This is a genomic window from Aquimonas voraii, assembly GCF_900101825.1.
Taxonomy (GTDB): Bacteria; Pseudomonadota; Gammaproteobacteria; order Xanthomonadales; family Xanthomonadaceae; genus Aquimonas; species Aquimonas voraii.
The window spans coordinates 87,638-109,074 of record NZ_FNAG01000011.1 but is presented as its reverse complement, the minus strand read 5'-3'; the positions used below and the strand labels follow the sequence as shown (position 1 = coordinate 109,074).

Annotated in this window: 20 protein-coding genes and 1 tRNA gene; 10 read left to right on the top strand and 11 right to left on the bottom strand. The window is 67.8% G+C overall.

Annotated elements, in window-relative coordinates; all coding sequences use genetic code 11:
- The first annotated feature begins 25 nt into the window (after positions 1-25).
- The 4 genes from BLP83_RS14860 to BLP83_RS14845 all read left to right on the top strand — a co-directional run bounded on the left by BLP83_RS14860 (position 26) and on the right by BLP83_RS14845 (position 6,571).
- A complete protein-coding gene (locus tag BLP83_RS14860) occupies positions 26-1,750 on the top strand; it encodes a hypothetical protein (protein WP_143006703.1) in 1,725 nt (574 codons plus the stop codon).
- A gap of 275 nt (positions 1,751-2,025) precedes the next feature.
- Entirely contained in the window at positions 2,026-5,340 is a 3,315-nt protein-coding gene (locus BLP83_RS14855; protein ID WP_218121257.1) for a S8 family serine peptidase, read from the top strand.
- 182 nt (positions 5,341-5,522) lie between these two features.
- Positions 5,523-6,020, top strand: coding sequence for a TIGR00645 family protein (locus tag BLP83_RS14850; RefSeq protein WP_091244469.1), 498 nt, complete (start codon positions 5,523-5,525; stop codon positions 6,018-6,020).
- Complete coding sequence (locus tag BLP83_RS14845; RefSeq protein WP_091244466.1) at positions 6,020-6,571, top strand: DUF2058 domain-containing protein; 552 nt, start codon at positions 6,020-6,022, stop codon at positions 6,569-6,571. Before BLP83_RS14850 ends, BLP83_RS14845 begins: the two co-directional genes overlap by 1 nt.
- Before the next feature lie 373 nt (positions 6,572-6,944).
- On the opposite strand, the gene BLP83_RS14840 is transcribed toward BLP83_RS14845, so the two are convergent.
- From BLP83_RS14840 to ffh, 6 genes are all read right to left on the bottom strand, one after another.
- Entirely contained in the window at positions 6,945-7,367 is a 423-nt protein-coding gene (locus BLP83_RS14840) for a hypothetical protein (protein ID WP_143006702.1), read from the bottom strand.
- A 274-nt stretch (positions 7,368-7,641) separates the two neighbouring features.
- Positions 7,642-8,010 (bottom strand): 50S ribosomal protein L19, encoded by a 369-nt coding sequence (gene rplS, locus BLP83_RS14835; protein WP_091244460.1) that lies wholly within the window; start codon positions 8,008-8,010, stop codon positions 7,642-7,644.
- A gap of 72 nt (positions 8,011-8,082) precedes the next feature.
- Positions 8,083-8,829 (bottom strand): tRNA (guanosine(37)-N1)-methyltransferase TrmD, encoded by a 747-nt coding sequence (trmD, locus tag BLP83_RS14830; protein ID WP_091244457.1) that lies wholly within the window; start codon positions 8,827-8,829, stop codon positions 8,083-8,085.
- A gap of 46 nt (positions 8,830-8,875) precedes the next feature.
- Positions 8,876-9,409, bottom strand: a complete 534-nt coding sequence (rimM, locus tag BLP83_RS14825) for a ribosome maturation factor RimM (RefSeq protein ID WP_091244454.1) — start codon at positions 9,407-9,409, stop codon at positions 8,876-8,878.
- 21 nt (positions 9,410-9,430) lie between these two features.
- Entirely contained in the window at positions 9,431-9,688 is a 258-nt protein-coding gene (rpsP, locus tag BLP83_RS14820) for a 30S ribosomal protein S16 (RefSeq protein WP_091244452.1), read from the bottom strand.
- A gap of 149 nt (positions 9,689-9,837) precedes the next feature.
- Positions 9,838-11,211: a signal recognition particle protein gene (gene ffh / locus BLP83_RS14815; protein ID WP_091244449.1), complete on the bottom strand. Its 1,374-nt coding sequence runs from the start codon at positions 11,209-11,211 to the stop codon at positions 9,838-9,840.
- 91 nt (positions 11,212-11,302) lie between these two features.
- Between ffh and BLP83_RS14810 the strand changes: the two genes are divergently transcribed.
- Together BLP83_RS14810 and BLP83_RS14805 are read left to right on the top strand one after the other, a co-directional pair.
- Positions 11,303-12,094, top strand: coding sequence for a cytochrome C assembly family protein (locus BLP83_RS14810; RefSeq protein WP_091244446.1), 792 nt, complete (start codon positions 11,303-11,305; stop codon positions 12,092-12,094).
- The gene (locus BLP83_RS14805; protein ID WP_091244443.1) at positions 12,091-12,474 is read left to right on the top strand and encodes a PilZ domain-containing protein; all 384 of its coding nucleotides are present in this window, start codon (positions 12,091-12,093) and stop codon (positions 12,472-12,474) included. The genes BLP83_RS14810 and BLP83_RS14805 overlap by 4 nt, the downstream gene beginning before the upstream one ends.
- Positions 12,475-12,485: 11 nt before the next feature.
- Here BLP83_RS14805 and radA read toward each other — a convergent pair whose 3' ends face one another.
- Entirely contained in the window at positions 12,486-13,853 is a 1,368-nt protein-coding gene (radA, locus tag BLP83_RS14800; protein WP_091244440.1) for a DNA repair protein RadA, read from the bottom strand.
- Between the two features lie 206 nt (positions 13,854-14,059).
- On the opposite strand from radA, the gene BLP83_RS14795 reads away from it, so the two are divergent.
- Positions 14,060-15,328: an HlyC/CorC family transporter gene (locus tag BLP83_RS14795; RefSeq protein ID WP_091244437.1), complete on the top strand. Its 1,269-nt coding sequence runs from the start codon at positions 14,060-14,062 to the stop codon at positions 15,326-15,328.
- 61 nt (positions 15,329-15,389) lie between these two features.
- On the opposite strand, the gene BLP83_RS14790 is transcribed toward BLP83_RS14795, so the two are convergent.
- Both BLP83_RS14790 and ispH read right to left on the bottom strand, forming a co-directional pair.
- Positions 15,390-15,465 (bottom strand) — tRNA-Thr (locus BLP83_RS14790).
- A 60-nt stretch (positions 15,466-15,525) separates the two neighbouring features.
- A complete protein-coding gene (gene ispH / locus BLP83_RS14785; RefSeq protein WP_091244434.1) occupies positions 15,526-16,476 on the bottom strand; it encodes a 4-hydroxy-3-methylbut-2-enyl diphosphate reductase in 951 nt (316 codons plus the stop codon).
- A gap of 204 nt (positions 16,477-16,680) precedes the next feature.
- Between ispH and BLP83_RS14780 the strand changes: the two genes are divergently transcribed.
- A complete protein-coding gene (locus BLP83_RS14780; RefSeq protein WP_091244432.1) occupies positions 16,681-18,615 on the top strand; it encodes a choice-of-anchor X domain-containing protein in 1,935 nt (644 codons plus the stop codon).
- Between the two features lie 165 nt (positions 18,616-18,780).
- Positions 18,781-19,710: a DNA-binding transcriptional regulator OxyR gene (gene oxyR / locus BLP83_RS14775; RefSeq protein WP_091244429.1), complete on the top strand. Its 930-nt coding sequence runs from the start codon at positions 18,781-18,783 to the stop codon at positions 19,708-19,710.
- Between the two features lie 72 nt (positions 19,711-19,782).
- Here oxyR and BLP83_RS14770 read toward each other — a convergent pair whose 3' ends face one another.
- Positions 19,783-20,157, bottom strand: coding sequence for an MGMT family protein (locus tag BLP83_RS14770; protein ID WP_245680056.1), 375 nt, complete (start codon positions 20,155-20,157; stop codon positions 19,783-19,785).
- A gap of 69 nt (positions 20,158-20,226) precedes the next feature.
- On the opposite strand from BLP83_RS14770, the gene BLP83_RS14765 reads away from it, so the two are divergent.
- A complete protein-coding gene (locus BLP83_RS14765) occupies positions 20,227-20,634 on the top strand; it encodes a hypothetical protein (RefSeq protein ID WP_091244426.1) in 408 nt (135 codons plus the stop codon).
- A gap of 51 nt (positions 20,635-20,685) precedes the next feature.
- On the opposite strand, the gene phoU is transcribed toward BLP83_RS14765, so the two are convergent.
- Positions 20,686-21,396: a phosphate signaling complex protein PhoU gene (gene phoU / locus BLP83_RS14760; RefSeq protein WP_091244423.1), complete on the bottom strand. Its 711-nt coding sequence runs from the start codon at positions 21,394-21,396 to the stop codon at positions 20,686-20,688.
- Between the last annotated feature and the right edge of the window lie 41 nt (positions 21,397-21,437).

Genomic DNA, 21,437 nt, shown 5'->3' with positions numbered 1-21,437 from the left:
TTCGATCCCTTCAATGGAGACTTCCATGCGCCCCCTTCCTGGCCGATTCCTGTTCCCCTTCCTGATGGCCGCGAGCCTGCTCGGCGCGGACCCGGCCTCGGCCGTGCACATCGACCCCGATGGCCGCGGCCAGGTGCTGCTGTTCCCCTACTACACCGTCAACGTCAACAAGGTCACCCTGCTGACCGTGGTCAACACCCGCAGCAGCACCAAGGCACTGCGCGTGCGCTTCCGCGAGAGCCGCAACGGCGCCTCGGTGATGGCGTTCAATCTCTACCTGGCACCCTTCGATGTGTGGACGGGAGCGGTCTCGTCGGCTCCCTCGGGCCCGGACTACACGCAGGCGGCACCCGCACGCCTCATCACCAACGACAGCTCCTGCACGTTGCCGCAACTGCCCCTGGGCGGCAGCCAGGACTTCTTCGAGTTCGCCTATTCCACTGGCTCCGGCGCCGATGCAGGCCCGCATCAGCGCAGCCGCACGCGCGAGGGCTTCGTCGAGGTCATCGAACTGGGGCGGGTGGAGGACGTCCCGGGCGTCGGGCCGACGACCGCCTTCCCCGCGGCCAGCGAGATCCGTCGCGGCGCGCGCGGCGAACGCGCGGGCTGCGACTGGCTGGACCTGGCATGGAGGGGCTCATGGTGGGATGAGCCCGGGCGGGGCATCCTCAGCCCGGACGGAGGCCTGACCGGCAACGCGATCATCGTTGATGTGCCCAAGGGCAGCAGCTTCAGCCTGTCAGCGACTGCGATGGACGGTTTCTTTGTCCCCGCCCGCGACTGCGCCCCCGACTGCAGGGGCCGCAGCAGCGAGAACCTGCATGGTGATTTCTGGCCCGATCAAGTCACCCTGGCCAGCGCGCGGAGCGCCGACGCCGGGGTCGCCCATGCCGAGTTCCACCACGGCGCGCAGTTCCAGAGCCTGCGCTTCTCCGGGCCGGATGCGGGGCTCAAGGCGGTGTCGGCCGTGCTGATGCAGCGACAGCTCGACAACGTCTTCGCGCATTCCACCAGCGGCCTGCAGGCGCGCACCGAGTGGGTGCTGACCTTTCCCACCAAACCCCTGCACCTCGCCCGCGACACCCCGATCGAACGACTGCCCTTCCGTGCCGAGTACCGCTGGAGCGCCACGCAGCCGGACTGGCCGATTTTTCAGACGTCGGGCGCCTGCGAGCCACTGCGCGCCGACTACGGGGACCGGCAGGGCCAGCGTGTCGGCCGAGTCGCAGAGGGCGCCCAGTTCCTGCCGCCGCCTATCCCGCCAGCGCCTTCTCTCTGCCACGCCAGCCAGGTCATCGCCCTGAACAACCCGGCGGTGACCGGGTACAGGGAGCGCCTGCACGAGGTGCACTTCGGCGATGCCCCCTCGCCCCTGCTGGGCAGCGCGCATCCGCTGCACTGGGACACCTGCAGGTCGCGCGCGCAGCGCTCCGATTCAGATCCCGGCGTGTGCGACTCACGCTTGGAAGGTCTTTTCACGGAGGGCTGGATGCGGCTTGAGCTCGGCGACCCGCAGCGGAACTACCTCTTCAGCTCGCTGCAGCCGGACAGCGACACCCGCAGCGCCAACCTGCTGCTCGGCCTGCCGGTGATCGGCTTCGCCGTCACCGAATTCACCGGCGGGGTCCAGGAGGGCCTGCTCGCGAACTTCTCGACCCTGACCGAACACGCCGGCGAGCGTGCGCCGGTGCGGGGCGTTCTCGACGCGAACTTCCCGCTTGGGGGCTGGACTCCGGACCCAGGCCGATGACGAGTCCGAACCTCGACAGGCCGAAGCCGCGCTGACCGAGGACGGCATCCATCGCGAAAGTCGCGGTCAGCCGCTCGACGAAGGAGCCCGGCATCAGCTCGCTGTCCGCAATCCGCGCAGGAGGAAGAGCATGGGTCATGACGCCCCTGCAGACCGAGGCTCCCAGCGAAGGCGCTGTACCGGCCTCCCACGGACATTCCACGGTGTAGTCTGCGCACTCACGCCGTGGGGGCGTCTTTGGGGAGTGTTCAATGAGGAGTGCATGCAGGGGGCTGATGGTCTTCGTGGCGATCGCCGCGGCGGGATCGTCTTTCGCCAACAACGATGAGAGCCGGATGCTCTCGTTTGGAGCGCATCGGTTTGATCCGCTGCTGGAGGCGACGAGCTTCCGTCCCGGAAAACTGACCCACGAGGGCTACGCGCTGCGCCTGGTCCAGTTCGAGCGGTCGCCGGACCAGCGCGCGCTCGACCAGCTGAAGGCCGTGGGCGCGCGGGTGCTGCAGTACTACCCGCACAATGCGTACCTGGTGTGGTCGGACGCCTCGGTGGCAGCTCGCACCGAGACCATCGAGGGCGTGCGCTGGCAGGGCGAGTTCAGCCCGGAATGGAAGTCCGCACCGGAACTGAAGGGCCGGCAAGGCCAGATCGACAACGTCGCTGCCCTGGTGGTCAACGATGGCAAGCTCGATGAACTGCTGCTGCGCATCGCTGCGATGGGAGGCGCGATCCGAAGCCACGCCCCGGCCCAGCCCGACCGGGCGCTGCACACCGTAGTGCTTGGCCTGCACGCCGACAAGATTGCGGCGCTGAATGAGCTGCCGCAGGTGCTCTGGGTCGAGTATTCCAGCCCCAAGCCCATCCTCGATGACGAAATGTCGAGCCAGATCGTGGCGGGCAACTACAACGCCTCGAACCAGGTCATCGGCCCGGGCTATCTCAACTTCCTGCAGTCGCTGGGCCTGAGTGGCGCCAACGTGACCTTTGCGGTGACCGACACGGGCATCGACTACGACAACCCGGAGTTCGCCGGCCGCATCGTCGGCGGTTTCGATTACGCGGGCTGCAGCTCCGCATCGGGCCGGCCGGGCGACGACAAATCCACCGGCGGCCATGGCACACACGTCGCCGGAATCATGGCCGGCGCGGGCGTGGTGGCTGGCGGCGTCGATGGCAGCGGTTACCACTATGGCGTCGGCGTGGCGCCTGCCACCCGCCTGGTGGCGCTCAACCCGATCTGCGGCGCCAGCGGCACGGCCTGGCCGCCCGCCGGAGGCTGGCAGGAGCTGTCCAAGCGCGCGCTGCTGCTGGGCGCCATCGGCAGCAACAACAGCTGGACGTCCGGCGAGGGCACCGGCATCGGCTACAACGCGTCGGCACGCACCCACGATTTCATGGTGCGCGACGGCGACTTCGACACCGCCACCGTCAACGAGCCCTTCGTGCTGGTGTTCTCGGCGGGTAACTCGGGCAGCGGCGCCAGCACCATCACAGCGCCGAAAGAAGCCAAGAACATGATCACCACCGGCAACTCGCTGAACCAGCGTGCCGGTTCGATCAATGCGGTCGCCACCTCCAGCAGCCGCGGGCCCGCCGTCGACGGCCGCATCCTGCCGACCATCTCGGCGCCTGGCTCACAGATCGCGGCGACGCGTCGCGTCGCCGGAGCCAGTCAGTGCGGCACGGCGATCGGCGCCGGTGTGTTGCAGAACTATGCGTTCTGCACCGGCACCAGCATGGCCTCTCCGCATGCGGCGGGCCTGACCGTCCTCCTCACCGAGTGGTGGCGCAGCCGCAACGGCGGGGCTTCCCCCAGCCCGGCCATGCTCAAGGCGCTGCTGATCAACGGTGCCGTGGACATCGGCGGCAGCGCCGCCCCGATTCCCAACAACGCGCAGGGCTGGGGCCGCGTGCATCTGCCGGGCAGCATCGGCATCGGCCTTGAGAGTGTTCACTACGACCAGAGTCATGTTCTCGACAATGCGGGCGAGGTGTTCGAGCGGAGCTTCGGCGTGCCGGATACCGGCAAGCCGGTTCGCATCTCCCTCGCTTGGACCGACGCCCCCGGCGCCGCAGGTGCAAACCCGTCCCTGGTGAACAATCTCGACCTCGAGGTCGTGGCCGGCGGGGTCACCTACCGCGGCAACGTTTTCAGCAACGGCAGCTCGGTCAGTGGGGGTTCGGCCGACGCTCGCGCGGTGACCGAGAACGTGTATCTGCCCGCAGGCACCAGCGATGTCGTGGTGCGGGTGCGCGCCACGACGCTGCCCGGCGACGGCGTTCCCAACAGCGGCGACGCCACCGACCAGGACTTCGCGCTGGTGTGCAGCAATTGCGCCGAGGAAGCTTCTTTCACGCTCTCCGGCGGTGACATCCCGGAATCCTTCTGCGCCGGGGACACGTTCACCAGCACCCTCGACCTCGGCCAGATCCTCGGCTTCAGCCAGCCGGTCACGATGAGCGCCTCGGGCCTGCCCGCCCCCGGCACGGTGAGCTTCGACCCCGCGGTGATCAGTACGCTACCGGGCTCGACCAGCGTCGAGATCAACATGGCCGGCGTGCCCGCCGGAACGCACACGCTGCAGCTCACAGGCAGCTCGGGCGATATCGTTCGCAGCCTCAGCCGCAGCCTGTTCGTGGCGCAAGGGCCGGCGGGTGCCGCCACCTTGTCGAGCCCCGCGGACAACGCGACGGGCGTCGCGCTGGACGCCAGCTTCAGCTGGGAAGCCGGCGCGCAGAGCTTCGACTACACCGTGCAGATCGCTCGCGACGAAGACTTCACCGACATCGTTGCGGAGACCAGCACGCGCGGGCTGAGCTTCACCCCGCCGCAGGCGCTGCCGAGCAATTCACGACTGCACTGGCGGGTGATTGCACGCAATGCCTGCGCAATCGCGACGCCCGAAGTCTTCGCGAACGGCTTCGAGAGCGTCATCCCTCTTGCTCAACAGAGCGGCGCAATCGGGACCGTGTCGGCGATCGGCAGCTTCACCACGGCCGCTCTGCCAGGCGACTGCCCGATCGGAACCAACGTCCAAACACTGTATTCAGAAGACATGGAAGCCGGGGCGGGCCCCCTGCCCAGCAACTGGACCAGCAGCGCGGGAACGGGCACCAACTCCTGGGTGATGAACACATTCGCGCCCCAGGGCGGGCTCCGTGGCCTGCAGGGAATCGCCCCCGCATCGACCTCGGATCAGCGCATTGAGACCCCCGTCATCGCGGTTCCCGCCAGCGGCGGCCCGAGCTCTCTGGTGTTCTGGCAGCGCCACGACATGGAGCCGCGCAGCGGCGGCGGCTGCTGGGATGGCGGCTTCCTCGAGGTATCCGCGAATGACGGCCCGTTCACCGCAGTGACCTCGGGCGTGGCGAACCCGCCCTACGACGGCGCCTTGGGCAGTGGCAACCCGGCAACGCCACAGACCGCCTGGTGTGGAACGCGGGACTACATCCGCACCGCCGTGGACCTGGCCCCCTACGCCGGCCAGAACGTGCGTTTCCGCTTCCGACTCACCTCGGATGGTTCGGTGAATCGTCCCAACGGCTGGATGGTGGACAACGTGCGCGTGCAGCAGTGCACCACCGTGCCCTGATGCCCGCCTGAGGCGAGCAACAACGCCGAGGCCCGGGCCAACCCGGGCCTCGGCGCTTCTGGACGCTGGGCGTGGTCGCGCCACCCCGGCCTGGGCGATTCCGCGCGACCGCGCCTGCGGCAGGAACACGGGCCTGCTATCGTGCGCGCCCCCAGAGTTCTCTACCGCGAGGTCCTCGTACGATGCTCGAGCGCGTCATCGAACGCAGCCTGTATGCCGCGCGTTGGCTGCTGGCACCGATCTACCTGGGCCTGTCGCTGGCAGTGCTGGCGCTGGGCCTGAAGTTCTTCCAGGAGGTCTTCCACCTGCTGCCACAGGTGTTCGAGAAGACCGAAGCCGATCTGATCCTGGTGGTGCTGTCCCTGATCGACCTGGCGCTGGTCGGCGGCCTGCTGGTGATGGTGATGCTCTCCAGCTACGAGAGTTTCGTCTCGCGCCTCGATGCCGCCGCCGAGGGCGACAAGCTCGGCTGGCTGGGCAAGATGGATTACAGCAGCCTGAAGAACAAAGTCGCCTCCTCGATCGTGGCGATCAGTTCGATCCACCTGCTGAAGGTGTTCATGGACACCCACCGCACCGACAACGACAAGCTCTACTGGTACGTGGTGATCCACCTGACCTTCGTGGTCTCGGCGGTCGGCATGGGCCTGCTCGACAAGTTCACCCGCAAGGACGACTGATGGCGCGCAATCCGCTGCAGGATCAACTGCTGAAGGCCGGCCTGGTCAACAAGAACAAGCTCGACCAGGTCGTGCGCCAACAGCAGAAGGCGCGCACTGGCAAGGCCGCACCGGCCGCCGATGCCGATGCGGAGGCGGTCGATGCCGAGCGTCTGCGCCAGGAGCGCGCGGCGCGCGACCGCGCACTGGAAGCCCAGCGCCGCAGCGAGCGCGAGGCCGCGGAACGCGCCGCCCAGGTGCGGCAGATCATCGAGGCCCATCGGGTCAAAGCGGGCGACGACGGCGACTACCGCTTCGAGCACGCCGGCCTGATCCGCAGCCTGCGCATCGGCCAGGCGCAGCGCCCGCTGCTGGGGCGCGGCGCGCTGCTGATCGTCAGCCTGGGTGACGCCTATGCCCTGGTCGCACGCGACGTCGGCGATCGCCTGCGCGCTATCGACCCCGCGGTGATCTGCGTGGATCATGCGCAAACGCCACAAGAGGCGCCTGCGCCTGACTCCGACGACGAGTTCTACAGCCGCTTCCAGGTGCCTGACGATCTGGTCTGGTGAGGCCCACGCTGCTTGCACTGGCGTCCATTCGGGGATGGAAGGGGTTCCGCACCGACTTTCCCCGATGGCCGTGTTGGCAGCCTGCTGGCAAGCGAGCTCTGGGTGGCACTCGCGCGGGACATGACCCAACTGATCGTGCGCGCGCCGGGCTAGGCCGTCCGCGGCCCTGCGGTGGATGAACGACTTGCCCGCCCCTCCCTCGCGCTCGCGCCCGCGCTCGTTCACCCGCACCCTCGATCGCTAGACTCGATCAGGACGCGCCCAGCTGAAGCGCGACACTCCTTCAAGCCGCACGATCGCCGGGCATCGCGCGCGAGACGAAAGCAGAAGGCCCGCTTCCGCGGGCCTTTGTCTGCACAGCTTGCACAGGATCTTACTGTGAGACTACAGGCGTCTCTTGAGCGGCCGGCTCGCTGCGCCCTCGCGCCACGCGGACCCCGCGGCTCTTCATCCATGCATCGAACTCGGCGGCGCTGAGCCCCTTGCCGGAGTCGGCATTGAAGCGCCAGGGGGTGTTGTCGTGCTGGGTCTTGGGCACATAGCCCGCGAACTCATTGCTGGGCCCACAGGTGCCCAGCTGGCGGCGCAGCAGTACGGCGCTGAGCGAAAGCTGCTCGTTGGGGTGCGTACCCAAGAGGTGTGCCGAAGCGCCCGACACCTCATCGCCAGCAGCCAAGGCCGCCAGCTGCGGACTACGCGGGATGCCCGCAGCGCCACCCTCGCAGACGTTGGCGGGCGCGAGGCCAGAGGCCATTAGGCCCAGGGCGGCAAACGCGATCGGAGCGATCCTGATCATCAGGCGATACCTCAAGAAAGACGTGCAAGTCTTTGAGTTTAGCAAGTCTTGGCGGGCGCTGACCGCGAGAAACTGGACCCACATCGAAGTCAGGAGCGGATTACGCGCCGTCGGGGCAGCCTGCCAGCGAACACCGGAAGGGAACGGTGCCACAGCGCACGGATCTGCAATGCCAGCTTCCCTCCAGCGGATCTCAAAACGACGAAGGCCCGTTCCCGAACAGGGAACAGGCCTTCGAGCCCGGCCGTCGCGCGAAGCGCGGAAGCCAGAATCCTCAGCGCGGAGCGCCCAGGTCTTCCTTGATGCGGGCCGCCTTGCCTTCCAGATCACGCAGGTAGTACAGCTTGGCGGAGCGGACTTTACCGCGGCGCTTCACCTCCACCGAGTCGATCAGCGGGCTGTGGCTCTGGAAGACGCGCTCGACGCCCGTACCGTGCGAGATCTTGCGCACGGTGAACGCGGAGTTCAGGCAGCGGTTGCGCTTGGCAATGACCACGCCTTCATAGGCCTGGACACGCTCGCGGTTGCCTTCCTTGACCTTGACGTTGACGATCACGGTGTCGCCCGGGCCGAAGTCCGGCAGCTGGCGCGCAGCCTGGGCGGCCTCGAACTCGGCAATGATGTTCTTGTTGATCTTGCTCATGACACTACCCACCGGCAAAGTTAGTCGACAAGTGTAGCGCGAAACCCGAGCGCATGTCAGGGGCGCGCGCGATTATTTTTGCTCCGCCAGCTCCCGGCGGAATTCTTCCAGCAGGACGCGGTCCTTCGCGCCCAGTTGCATCCGCGCCAGCAGATCGGGTCGCCTCAGCCAGGTGCGGCCGAGCGACTGCTTGCGGCGCCAACGCTCGATGGCGGCGTGGTCGCCCGACATCAGCACCGCAGGCACCGAACCGTAGTCGTCATGCTCCGGCCGGCTGTAGTGCGGGCAGTCGAGCAGGCCGTCCTCGAAGCTGTCCTGGATGGCGCTTTCACTGCGGTTCAAGGCACCTTCCTGGAGCCGACCCACCGCGTCGATCAGCACGGCTGCTGCCAGTTCACCGCCGGACAGCACGTAGTCGCCGATCGACAGTTCCAGATCGACTTCGCGCTGGACCAGCCGCTCATCCACGCCTTCGTATCGGCCGCAGACCAGCAGCAGCCTGGGACGCGCCGCAAGCTCTCGGACCCGGCGCTGGGTGAGTCGCTCGCCTTGGGGGCTCAGATAGACAGTCCTCGCAGGCTCGTCGGCCTGCGCGCGGATCGCTGCCAGAGCCGCCCGCAGCGGCGCCACCTGCATCACCATGCCGGGCCCACCCCCGAAGGTGCGGTCGTCGACGCGGCGATGCTTGTCCTCGGCGAAGTCCCGGGGGTTATGACAGTGCAACTCCAGCAATCCCTGCCGGATCGCCCTTCCCACCACGCCAACCTCGGCACTGGTCGCGAAGAACTCGGGAAACAGGCTCAGCACATCGATGCGCATCTCGCCTCCGTCTTCTCCGAACCCAGCGCCAGCGCGTGGCCAAGGGCTAGAACTCGGGGTCCCAATCCACCAGCACCCGGCCGGCCGCGAAGTCGACGGACACCACCGCGTGGCCAGGGGTGAAGGGCAGCAGACGCTCCCGATCACCGCGCACCACCATGACGTCATTGGCACCAGTGGCGATCATGTGCGAGATCCGACCCAAGTCGACGCCGTCCGTGGTCACCACGTTCAGGCCTTCGAGATCGATCCAGTAGTACTCGCCGGGCGCAGGCGGGGGCAGCGAAGAGCGCCGCACCCAGATCTCCTCGCCCAGCAGCAGTTCGGCCTGCTCGACCGAGTCGCAGCCCGGCAGCTGGACCACCACGGTCTTGCCCTGCTCGCGCAGCTCGCGGGGAAGCACTTCGCGCAAGGAATCGGATCGCCCCATCAGCCAGGGGCGGTAGCGGAAGATGCGGTCGCGCGGTTCGCTGTAGGACTCGATCTTGAGCCAGCCGCGGACGCCGAACACGCCAACGACGCGACCCATCAGGACGCGACGCTCAGCGGACTCGGCAGGGGCTTCGCCCGGCCCGGTCATGCGCGTCGCACCCGCAAGGAATCAGGCCGCCGCGGGAGCGCGGCTGGCTTCCTTGTACAGCGAGCGGACCTTGTCGCTCATCTGCGCGCCGTGGCCGACCCAATGGTCGATGCGGGCGATGTCCAGCTGCAGGCGCGGGTCGTTGCCAGCGGCGACGGGGTTGTAGAAACCCACGCGCTCGATGGCGCGGCCGTCGCGCTTGTTGCGCTCGTCGGTCACGATGACGTGGTAGAAGGGACGCTTCTTGGCGCCACCGCGGGTCAGACGGATCTTGACCATGGTCGATTGCTCTGTAGTTCTTGGGTGATGGTCGGGCGCGAAGCGCCCAAGTGAACGCGCAATAATAACCGCGGCCGCTCGGATGTCAAAGCGCTGCCGCCAAGACCGGACGCCGGCGAGGCGAATCGAAGACCCCTTGAAGCCCCGGATCAGCGCAGCGGCATGCCGCCCGGACCGCGGCCGCCAAGCATGCCCTTCATGCCGCGCATCATGCCCTTCAGGCCGCCCGAGCCGAGCTTTGACATCATCTTTTCCATCTGCTGGAACTGCTTCAGCAGCTTGTTGACGTCCGCGGGCTGGGTACCCGAACCGCGGGCGATGCGGGCACGGCGGGAACCGTTCAGGGTCGCCGGGAAGCGGCGCTCCTTCGGAGTCATGGAGTTGATGATGGCGACCATGCGGACGATCTCGCGATCGTTGACTTTGCTCTTTACCTGCTCGGGGATGGCGCCCATTCCGGGCAGCTTGTCGAGCAGGCTGGACAGCCCGCCCATGCTCTGCATCTGCTCCAGCTGGTCGCGCATGTCGTTCAAGTCGAACTTCTTGCCCTTGGCAACCTTCTCGGCCAGCTTCGCCGCCTTCTCCTGGTCGACCTTGCGCTCAACCTCCTCGACCAGCGACAGCACGTCGCCCATGTCGAGGATTCGGCTCGCCACGCGGTCGGGATGAAACACGTCCAGGCCATCGGGCTTCTCGCCGACACCAATGAACTTGATCGGTTTGCCGGTGATGTAGCGGACGCTGAGCGCGGCACCGCCGCGAGCGTCGCCGTCGGTCTTGGTCAGCACCACGCCGGTCAGGGGCAGCGCCTCACTGAAGGCCTTGGCGGTGTTGGCCGCGTCCTGTCCGGTCATCGCGTCGACGACGAACAGGGTTTCGACCGGGTTGACCGCCGCGTGCAGGTCCTTGATCTCGGCCATCATCGCTTCGTCGATGGCAAGACGGCCGGCGGTGTCGACCAGCAGCACATCGACGTATTGCTTGCGCGCAGCATCGATGGCCTCGGCCGCGATCCGGCGCGGGCTCTGGTCGGGCGTGCTGGGGTGGAAGATGGCGTCAACCTGGCCGGCCAGCGTCTGCAGCTGCTGGATCGCCGCAGGGCGGTAGACGTCGCAGCTGACCACCATCACCTTCTTCTTGCGGCGCTCCTTGAGGTGTTTGGCGAGCTTGCCGACGGTGGTGGTCTTGCCCGCACCCTGCAGGCCGGCCATCAGGATCACCGCCGGCGCCGGCACATTGAGGTTGAGCTCGGCGCTCTGCGCGCCCATCACCAGGGTCAGTTCGTCGCGCACCACCTTGATGAGTGCCTGGCCGGGGGTGAGGCTCTTGGCGACCTCCTGGCCGACCGCACGCACCTTGATGCGCTGGATCAGGGCCTGCACCACCGGCAGCGCGACATCGGCCTCGAGCAGGGCCATGCGGACATCGCGCAGGGCTTCGCGGATGTTCTCCTCGGACAGTCGACCACGGCCGCGCAGGCGCTGGACGGTAGCGGAGAGACGCTGGCTCAGTGACTCGAACATGGGCGGTGCCGGCTTGCTGGGTGACCCGCAAGTATAGCCAAGGCGTGCCTGGCCAGCCGGCGCCGGCGTGCGTATGCCACACTTGCTCGCCATGCTCGCCCTTCTTCTCCAGCTGCTGGCCGCCCTGTGCTATCTCGCCGCCGCCCGGCTGGCGCTGCGCGAGCGCGGTCGCTCGACTTCGAGCCGCCTACCCTTCCTGACGGGGCTCGCCGCGGTCGACCTGCACGCCATCGGCTACGCCCTGCGCACATGGGAGCAGGGTGGCCCCGAGCTGCATTTCTTTGCGGCGTTTTCGCTGGTTGGCCTCGGCATGGGCGTGCTCACGCTTGCCGATGGCCTGCTGCGGAGGATGAGTGCACTGCAGGGAGTGGTGATGCCGCTGGCGGCGCTGGCTGCCCTGCCTTACGCACTGTTACCGGCGCAGACTGCCGCCAACCTGAGCTGGCAGCTACAGTTGCATGCTTGGACGGCCCTGCTGGCCTACGCGTCGATGAGCGTGGCTGCGCTGCTTGCCGCCCTGCTCTGGCTGCAGGAGCGCGACCTCCGCAACCGGCGACCCTCTGCCGTGACGCGCGGTCTGCCGCCGCTGATCCAGACCGAGGCGCTGCTGTTCCGCATCCTCTGGGCCTGCTTTGTGCTGCTCGGGCTCACCCTGGTCAGCGGGGTGCTGTTCGTCGAGAACCTGCTGGCCCAGCACCTCGCCCACAAGACCGTGCTCTCGGTGCTGTCATGGGCGGTGCTGGGAGCACTGCTGTTCGGGCGCCATCGCTTCGGCTGGCGTGGCCAACGTGCCGTTCGTCTGACCCTGCTTGCCATGGGCCTGCTGCTGCTGGCGTTCTTCGGCAGCAAATTCGTGCTTGAACTGGTGCTGGCCCGCGCATGAGCTCCCTCCCCGCTTCGACGCGCGCCGATCACGGACGGCGCCACAGCCGCTTCCCGATCGAGGGCGCGGTGCGCATCTACTCGGGCTCGGCCATGTGGCAGTCGCAGCTGATCGACCTCGCCATCCGCGGCGCCCTGGTTTCGCGGCCTCTGGGCTTCGATGGTCGTATTGGCAATCGCTACCGCTTGGATGTGCGCCTGGAGGGCGGGCCGATGATTGCGATGGCGGTGAGCCTGGCCCGGCTCGACAACGTCGCCGCCGGCTTCAGCTGCGAGCGCATCGACCTCGACAGCTTTCTGCGGCTGAAGCGGACCATCGAGCTCAACCTCGGCAACGCCGAGCTGCTGAACCGCGAGCTGTCGGCGCTGGGCGTGACCTAGGCCGCCCTGTTTCAGTCGGCGGCCTCCAGCGCCTGCGACAACCGCTCCACGCCGATCACCTCCATGTCCTTGATGCTGCCGCGCCGCGGCAGATTGGCCTTGGGTACGATCGCCCGGCGGAAGCCATGGCTGGCGGCTTCGCGCAAGCGCTCCTCGCCGTTCGGCACCGGGCGGATCTCGCCGGAGAGGCCGACCTCGCCGAAGGAAATCGTCTTCTCGGCCAGCGCGCGGTTGCGGTAGGACGACAGCACGGCCAGCAGCACCGGCAGATCGGCCGCGGTTTCCTGCACGCGGATGCCGCCGACGACGTTGACGAACACGTCCTGATCGAACACCGCCAGCCCGCCGTGGCGATGCAGCACCGCCAGCAGCATGGCCAGACGGTTCTGCTCCAGGCCCAGCGACACGCGGCGCGGATTCGACAGCGAGCTCTGGTCGACCAGGGCCTGGACTTCGACCAGCAGTGGCCGTGTGCCCTCGCGGGTGACCATCACAATGCTGCCCGGAGTCTCGGCAAGCGTGCCCGACAGGAACATGGCCGAAGGATTCGGCACCTCGCGCAGGCCGCGATCCCCCATCGCGAACACACCCAGCTCGTTGACGGCGCCGAAGCGGTTCTTGAAGGCCCGCAGCACGCGGAAGCGGCTGCCCGACTCGCCCTCGAAGTAGAGCACTGCGTCGACCATATGCTCCAGCACCCGCGGGCCGGCGATGCCGCCCTCCTTGGTCACATGGCCGACCAGGAAAATGCTGGTGCCCTGCTCCTTGGCGTGGCGCACCAGCCGCGCCGCCGACTCGCGCACCTGGCTGACCGAGCCGGGTGCCGCCGGCAGCTGCTCGGAATGGATGGTCTGGATGGAGTCGATCACCGCGAGCCGCGGCTTCTCGGCATTGAGGTGGGCGACGATGCGCTCGACGCAGGTTTCGGTCAGGCAATTGAGGCCCGGCAGCGACAGCCCCAGTCGGGCAGCACGGTTGGCCACCTGTCCCAGACTTTCCTCGCCGGTGACATACAAGCCCGGCAGACGGCTGCCCAGCGCATCGAGGGTCTGCAGCAGCAGGGTTGACTTGCCGATGCCCGGGTCGCCACCGATCAGCACCACCGAGCCATCGACCAGGCCACCGCCCAGCACGCGGTCGAACTCGCCGATGCCGACCTCGGTGCGCGACTCCACCCCCTGCGGAACCTGATCGAGACGGGTGACCTTGGCCTGCAGGCCTCCGCCGGCATAGCCCGACCTCCGCGTGGCCGCGGCAGCGGGCGTCTCGACGAACTCGGCCAGCGTGTTCCAGGCACCACAATCAGGGCACTGGCCCTGCCACTTGCTGGAATTGCCTCCGCATTCGCTGCAGACGTAGGCGATCTTCGACTTGGCCACGCGCGATTCCTGATCAAGAGCCGGGGCGCAATCTAGCAAGCCGGTCGTCGCAGGGGCTGAGACCAGGCGAGGCGGCCAGCGCACGCACGAAGCCAGGAGGGTTCCGACCCTTGGAATGCCGGGGCGGCCCCCGTCTCTTTCTGCCACAATCGCGGGCCACCCACGGTCGACGTCGCCCTCTTGGCGCCGCCTGCCACATCACGCGCATGGACGACATACCCCTAAGCCTGCTGTTCTCCGCCCTCGGCATCCTGCTGGTCTTTTCGGCCTTTTTCTCCGGCTCGGAGACGGCGCTGATGTCGATCAACCGCTACCGGCTGATGCACCTCGCCCGCGAAGGCAGTCGGGGGGCCCGCCTGGCGCAGCGGCTGCTGGAACAGCCTGAGCGACTGATCGGCCTGATCCTGCTCGGCAACAACTTCGTCAACATCTCGGCTTCATCGATCACCACCATCGCTTTCGTACGCATCGCGGGTGAGGCAGGCGTGCTGTTGGGCACCGCTGTACTGACGGTGGTGGTTCTGATCTTTTCGGAAGTCGCTCCGAAAACGCTCGCTGCGCTGCGTCCCGAGCGCGTGGCCCTTCCGGCCTCCTATGTGCTGTGGCCGCTGCTCAAGTGCAGCTTTCCCCTGGTGTGGCTCGTCAACCGCTTGGCGGCCGGCGTACTGTGGTTGGTCGGCCATCGCGAGCCTGCCGGCGACGCCCATGCCCTGTCCGCCGCCGAACTGCGGACTCTGCTTGAAGAGGGCGGGCGCATGATCCCGGACAAGCACCGGCAGATGCTGCTCAACATCCTCGCCCTGGAAGAAGCCAAGGTCGAGGACATCATGGTCCCGCGCAACGAGATCGAGGGGCTGGACCTCGATTCGGACCCGGTTGAGCTGCGCGCGCAGCTGGCGCGCTTCCCCTTCAGCCGGGCGCCGGTGTATCGCGGCAGCGTCGACCATGTGCTGGGCATCCTGCACCTGCGCAACCTGCTCGACACGCCGGCCGAGAAGATCACCCCGGCCTTCATCGAGTCGCGCCTGCGCAAGCCCTACTTCGTGCCCGAAGGCACACCGCTGACCCAGCAGATGCTGGAGTTCCAGCGCGTCAAGCGGCGGGTCGGCCTGGTCGTGGACGAGTACGGTGACATCGTGGGTCTGGTCACCCTGCCGGACATCCTGGAGGAGATTGTCGGCGACTTCGTCAGCGCACCCGGCCAGAACACCCGTCGCATCCAGCACGCTGCGGATGGCAGCCTGTTGATCGACGGTCGCACGCCGCTGCACAACATCAATCGGCACCTCGGCTGGGCGCTGCCGACAGATGAGTTCAGCACCCTGAACGGACTCATCGTGGGCAGGCTGGAAGCTTTGCCGGAAGCCGGTACCGAGCTTGAAGTCGAAGGCTTGCGGATGCGCGTCGAGGCTATCGGCGACAACGTGGTCCAACGGGTGCGCGTATTTCCACCCGCGTCTGCCGCCGAGGGCTGAACCGGGACGCGCAAAAAACAAACGGCCACCTGCGGAGTGCAAGGTGGCCGTTTGCATTTACTGGTGCCGGAAACAGGAGTCGAACCTGCGACCTACGCATTACGAATGCGCCGCTCTACCAACTGAGCTATTCCGGCGAAGAGCCGTGAAGTTTAGGCAGGTCGGCGCACCGGGTCAACGCACGCGTGCGCCCAGAATCAGGCGACCAGGGTGACGCGCAACTCCTTCGGCAGGGCGAAGATCACGTTCTCGGGCTCACCCTCCAGCTGGCGGACACCGCTGGCGCCCAGCTCGCGCAGGCGATCCACCACGCCCTGCACCAGCAGCTCGGGGGCGGAGGCTCCGGCGGTCAAACCGATACGTTGGCGCCCGACCAGCCACGCGGGATCGATGTGCTCGGCACCGTCGATCAGGTAGGCGGTCACGCCCTGCTTTTCGGCCAGCTCGCGCAGCCGGTTCGAGTTCGAGCTGTTGACGGAGCCCACGACCAGCAGCAGATCGCATTCCGCCGCCAGCCGGCGCACCGCATCCTGCCGGTTCTGAGTGGCGTAGCAGATGTCGTCCTTGCGCGGGCCGACAATGGCAGGGAAACGCTCGCGCAGGGCCTCGATGATGCTGCGGGTGTCATCCACCGACAGCGTGGTCTGGGTGGTGTAGGCCAAGTTCTCGGGCTGCCCGACCTTGATCCGGGCGACATCGGCCACGTCCTCGACGAGGTAGATGCGGCCGCCCGCGCTTTCGGCGTTCCATTGCCCCATGGTGCCTTCGACCTCGGGGTGGCCGGCGTGGCCGATCAGCACCACGTCACGACCGGCGCGGCAGTGCTGGGCGACTTCCATGTGCACCTTGGTGACCAGCGGACAGGTGGCGTCGAAGACCTTGAGACCACGGCGCGCAGCCTCGGCACGCACGGCCTGCGAAACCCCATGGGCGCTGAAGATCACCGTGGCACCGTCCGGCACCTGGTCGAGTTCCTCGACGAAGACGGCACCGCGCGCGCGCAGGTCCTCGACCACATAGCGGTTGTGCACGACCTCGTGGCGCACGTAGATAGGGGCGCCGAAGAGTTCCAGCGCACGCTTGACGATCTCGATAGCGCGGTCGACGCCGGCGCAGAAGCCGCGGGGGTTGGCGAGCAGGATGTCCATCCGTGCAGTTTAGCGCGCGCCCCATCGTGGGCCGAGCCGGCCGCGCTTCGCTGCAGTGCAGGATGCGTTCAGCTGGCGTTTGGGCCTAGCCTCCATGCGCCGGCGTAGGGGAGGAGAACGACAGCCATCGAGCTGTCGCCCTCGGTGCGCCGCACGCCGCTGGCCTCCTGCCTGCGACGCACTCATTCCCTGGGGAGGGAACCAATGAAATTGAAGCCTCTGGCGGTCTGCGCCGCCTCACTGCTGCTCGGCTCCACGCTGCCTGCCATCGCCTCGCCGGCCTTCAAGCAGCTGGCGGGGCCGCCCTCGGAAATCGCGCAGATGCGCGCGCCCTCGCCGGCCGCCACCGCGATCCATTCGAAGTCGGCGCTGATTCCGGTCGAACTCAGCGCGGAGAAATCCGGCCGCCTGAGCTGGCGGATGGCGCTGCCGGTCGAGCGCTCGGAGCTGCAGGTGCTGCTGCTGGCCGGCGATGACCACGGCTGGGAGCTGGGCCTGCGCGGCCCCTCGGGCACCCTCTACAAAGCCGCACAGCTGGCCGAGCGCATGCAGCCGGGCGAGTTCGGCCTGGAGGGCGAGCGCTTCGCCTCCGAGCTGTACCAGTTCGGTCGCCTGCAAAAGGGCGGCTGGTCGCTGGAAATCAGCGCCGAGGCCGGCGCGCGCACCCAGGGCTTCCTGCTGATCGAGGGCGACTCCGGGACTGAGATCGCCTCGCATCCGAGCCACCTCGACTACCTCGCCGGCGGCCGCATCGGCCTGACCGCGCAGCTGACCGCGATCGGCAAGTCCGGCGTACTGCTGGGTCCGCAGGCGGGGACGGTCGAAGAAGCCTCGATCCGGCTGACCCGCGCCGACGGCACGGTCGAGAAGATCGCCATGTTCGACGATGGCCTGCACGCCGATGGGGCGGCCGGCGACGGGCTCTACGGCGGCGTCTTCGATGCCGGCGGCGCCGGCTTGCTGAATGCGCAGGTGCTGGTGAAGGGCCGCAGCGCCGACGGCACCGAGCTGATTCGCACCGCCGAGCATGTCATCCCGGTCGTGGAATCCGACCTGCGCATCGGCGGAGCAGCCAGCGCCTCCTTGGCGAAGTCCGGCGGACCCTCACGGCTGGCCCTGCGGGTGCCGGTCGACACAGCGAAGAAGGGCGGCCACTACCGCGCGATCGGCGAAGTCTGGGGCCGTGACGCCAAGGGCGCCGAGGTCGCGATCGCCTGGGTCGGGGGCATGGTCGAGATGGGCGGAGGCGCCATCGAACTGGGCTTCGACGAACGCTGGGTGGCCAAGGCCGGCGCCCGCGGGCCCTTCGAGCTGCGCCATCTGCGGATCGAAGATCCCAACCACTTCGTTTCGCTGGCGAAGGCCGAGCGGCTGCCGCTGGCGATGAGCCTGTCCGCCCGCAAGTACAGCGCCAGCGACCTGCAGGTCGATGAGCTGATGACCCAGGGCCCGCGCCCCGCCGAATGGGAGCGCAAGGGCGTGGGCAGCCGCCTGATCCTGGTCCATGGCTACTGCTCGGGCGGCGTCTGGCCCGCCAGCCAGTTCAGCAATGCCTCGACCTTCCTCGACGCCAACCAGAACCGCAGCCACGACGAGTTCGCCCGCCGGATCCGCGACTTCGGGGCAACCTGGAACTCGTTCGGCACGGTGGCCCACAGCCAGGGCGGCGCGGCCTCCCTGCATCTCTACACCTACTACTGGAGCGGCCTCGACAATGCGGTGGGTGCGCGCCGGATGCAGTCGGTGGGCACGCCCTACCAGGGCACCAACCTCGCCGGCGTGCTGGCCGCGCTGGGCGGGATCTTCGGGGTCGGCTGCGGCACCAACAGCAACCTGACCTACAGCGGCGCGGCGAGCTGGCTGGCCGGCATCCCGAGCTGGGCGCGAGGCCAGGTCAACTACTACAGCACCGCGTTCCGCACGACCAATTGGTACACCAACGACTACTGCAACTTCGCCTCCGACCTGGTGCTGAGCGACCCCGAGGACGGCACCGTCGAGCGCAGCTATGCCCAGCTGCCAGGCGGAATCAATCGCGGCCACGTGAGCGGTCAGTGTCACACCACCGGCATGCGCGATCCCGCCCAGTACCTGGACGCCTCGCGCAATTCGGTGATGAACGCCAACGCCGCGCGCTGAAAACGTCACACGGACACACAGGGCCCGCCATCGGTGGGCCCTGTGTTCTTTCCGGCCGTAGATGAAGGATTCCCGGCGCTCACCGGCCGGCTACATTTGATTCAAAAAGACAATTGGGTTTACAATACCGATCGCTCAGATCTATCTAAACTGCCGAGCCGGCCCATGAACCTTCGCGACCTCCGCTATCTCGTGGCGCTGGCCGAGCTGCGCCACTTCGGGCGCGCCGCCGACGCCTGCTTCGTCAGCCAGCCCACCCTCTCGACCCAGATCAAGAAGATCGAGGACGAGCTCGGCGTCACCCTCGTCGAACGCGCGCCACGCAAGGTGATGCTGACCGAGGCCGGCGCCGAGATCGCCCAGCGCGCCCGGGTGGTACTCAACGAGATCGAGCAGATCCGGGCGATCGCCCGGCGCAGCCTGGACCCCGAATCCGGCACGCTCAGGCTCGGCATCTTCCCCACCCTTGGCCCCTACCTGCTGCCACATGTGGTACCGAAGCTGCGCCAGCGCTTTCCGCGGGTCGAGCTGCTGCTGACCGAGGAAAAGACGGAAATCCTGCTGCAGCAACTGCAGGAAGGCCGAATCGACGCCGCCGTACTGGCACTGCCCCTGCACGAGGAACAGCTGCACACGGAGCTGCTTTTCGAGGAGCCTTTCGTGTTGGCCGTGCCCTCGACCCATCCACTGGCGGATACCGAGCGACTCGGGCTCGACACCATCGCCGACGAACGCCTGCTGCTGCTGGACGACGGCCACTGCCTGCGCGATCAAGCCTTGGATGTCTGCCATCTGGCGGGGGCCAGCGAGAAGGATGGCTTCCGTGCCACCAGCCTGGAAACGCTGCGGCAGATGGTCGCGGCGGGCGTCGGCGTGACCCTGCTGCCGCTGCTGGCGGTGCAGCCGCCGGTACCGCGTTCCGAGACTCTGCGCCTGCTGAGCTTCACCGACTCCCGCCCGAGCCGGCAGATCGCCCTGGTCTGGCGCAAGTCTTCGGCGCAAAGTGACTTCCTGCACAAGGTCGCGGGCGTGCTCGCCGATCTGCCGCCCAGCCTGCTGACGCCCCCGGGCCTTTCCGACGCCCGCCGGCCTTGAGATCTGCGCCCCCGCCTCACGCGCGGGCTGCTCGACGCGCCCGCGGGGCGGACTCAAGCCTCCAGCCGCGGCCTAAGCATCGCCCCAGAGGGCCGCGTCCAGCGTGGCCTCCGATTTTTCCCGGCCGGCAGGGCGACGCCCCCGCCCGTCGATGACCTCCACCCCTTCCGCGCGCAGGAGCCGCGCCTGCTCAAGCCAGGCCGGGGAGCCCTTCGGAAAAGCGATGCAGCCGTCGGCACGCAGCACGCGGTGCCAAGGCAGACCCGACGCCTCCGACTCCGACAACAGCCGCGCCACCAGCCGCGCATGCCGCGGCCAGCCGGCCGCCCGCGCGACCTCGGCATACGAACGCACCTCGCCGCGCGGGATGGCGCGTACTGCACCGAGAATCGCGGCCCTGCGCGACATCACATCAGGCTGGTCGACGCTCGCAGGGCGATCAGGCATGGGCAAAGTCTCGGGCGGCAGTGTTCGGGCTGGTAGCATACGGCTCCGCTTCCAGATGCCGCTCCCGCCATGCAGAACTTCGAACAGGTCCGCGCCCACGCCGCCTCCCATTACACGGTCTCGCGCAGCGAGCCGTATCTGGTCGGCATCGAGCTGACCCTGAACCATGGCTCCCGCCACCAGGGATTGTTCCTGACCGAGCTCGAGGACGAGGACGGCCGCAAGTTCCTGCGCGTCAGCACCGCGCTGGCGCCGACCACCGGGCTCGACGCCAAGCGCGCGCTGGCCTTCAACTGGGAGCAGCGCGTCGGCTATCTCGCGATCTCCGAGCTCGACGGCCTGACCTACCTGCAGCTCTGCGAGAACCGCCCGCTGGAGGGCCTGACCGCGGCCGAGCTGGACCGCCTGATCCTCGAAATCGGCGGCCTCGGCGACCGCATGGAGCGCGCGCTCTCGGCCGGCGGCGACCTGTTCTGAGATCGCCGCGCGCCGGCGCTTCACGGCGCCGGCTGCCAGCGTCCCGGCGCTTCAGCCCTCCGCCGTCAGACGGGCTTTCGGGTGCCGCACATCGCGGCCTTCGACCAGATAGAAGACGTAGCCGGCGATGTTCTTGGCGTGGTCGCCGATCCGCTCCAGCGACTTCAGAGCGAACAGGGCCTGCACGCCGGGCGCGACTGCGGCCGGGTTGTCCGACATCAGCTGGGTCAGCTGGGAGACGCTGGCCTTGTAGGCCTTGTCCAGCCGATCGTCGTCGCGGCGGGTGCGCTCGGCCTCTTCCAGATCCAGTCTCACCAGCGCATCCAGCGCGCCGCGCAGCATGCTCGCCGAGATCTTTGCGAGCCCGCCAATCTCGGCAACCATCGGCACTTCGACGCGATCGCCGCTGGCGTCCATCAGTCGCTGCGCGATCTTGGCCAGCTTCTTCGATTCGTCGCCAATGCGCTCGAGGTCGTTGACGGTCTTCGAGAGGGCCAAGATCGTGCGCAGATCCACGCCGAGCGGCGCGCGCAGGGCGATCAGCTGGGCGATTTCCTCGTCGGCGCGGAGCTCGTAGCGGTCGATCTGGCGATCGCCCTCGACCACGCGCTCGGCCAGCTCCATGTCGCGCATCTCAAGCGCACGCATGCCGAGACGCAGCTGCTCCTCGACGCCGGCGCCCATCTTGATCACGAGGTCACGCAGGGTCGCGAGGTCCTCGTCGTACTTCTTCAGGGTGTGGCCTCCCGCTACCAGCGACATCTGCACTCCTTGGGGCCTGCGCGGCAGACCGGATCCTCGAG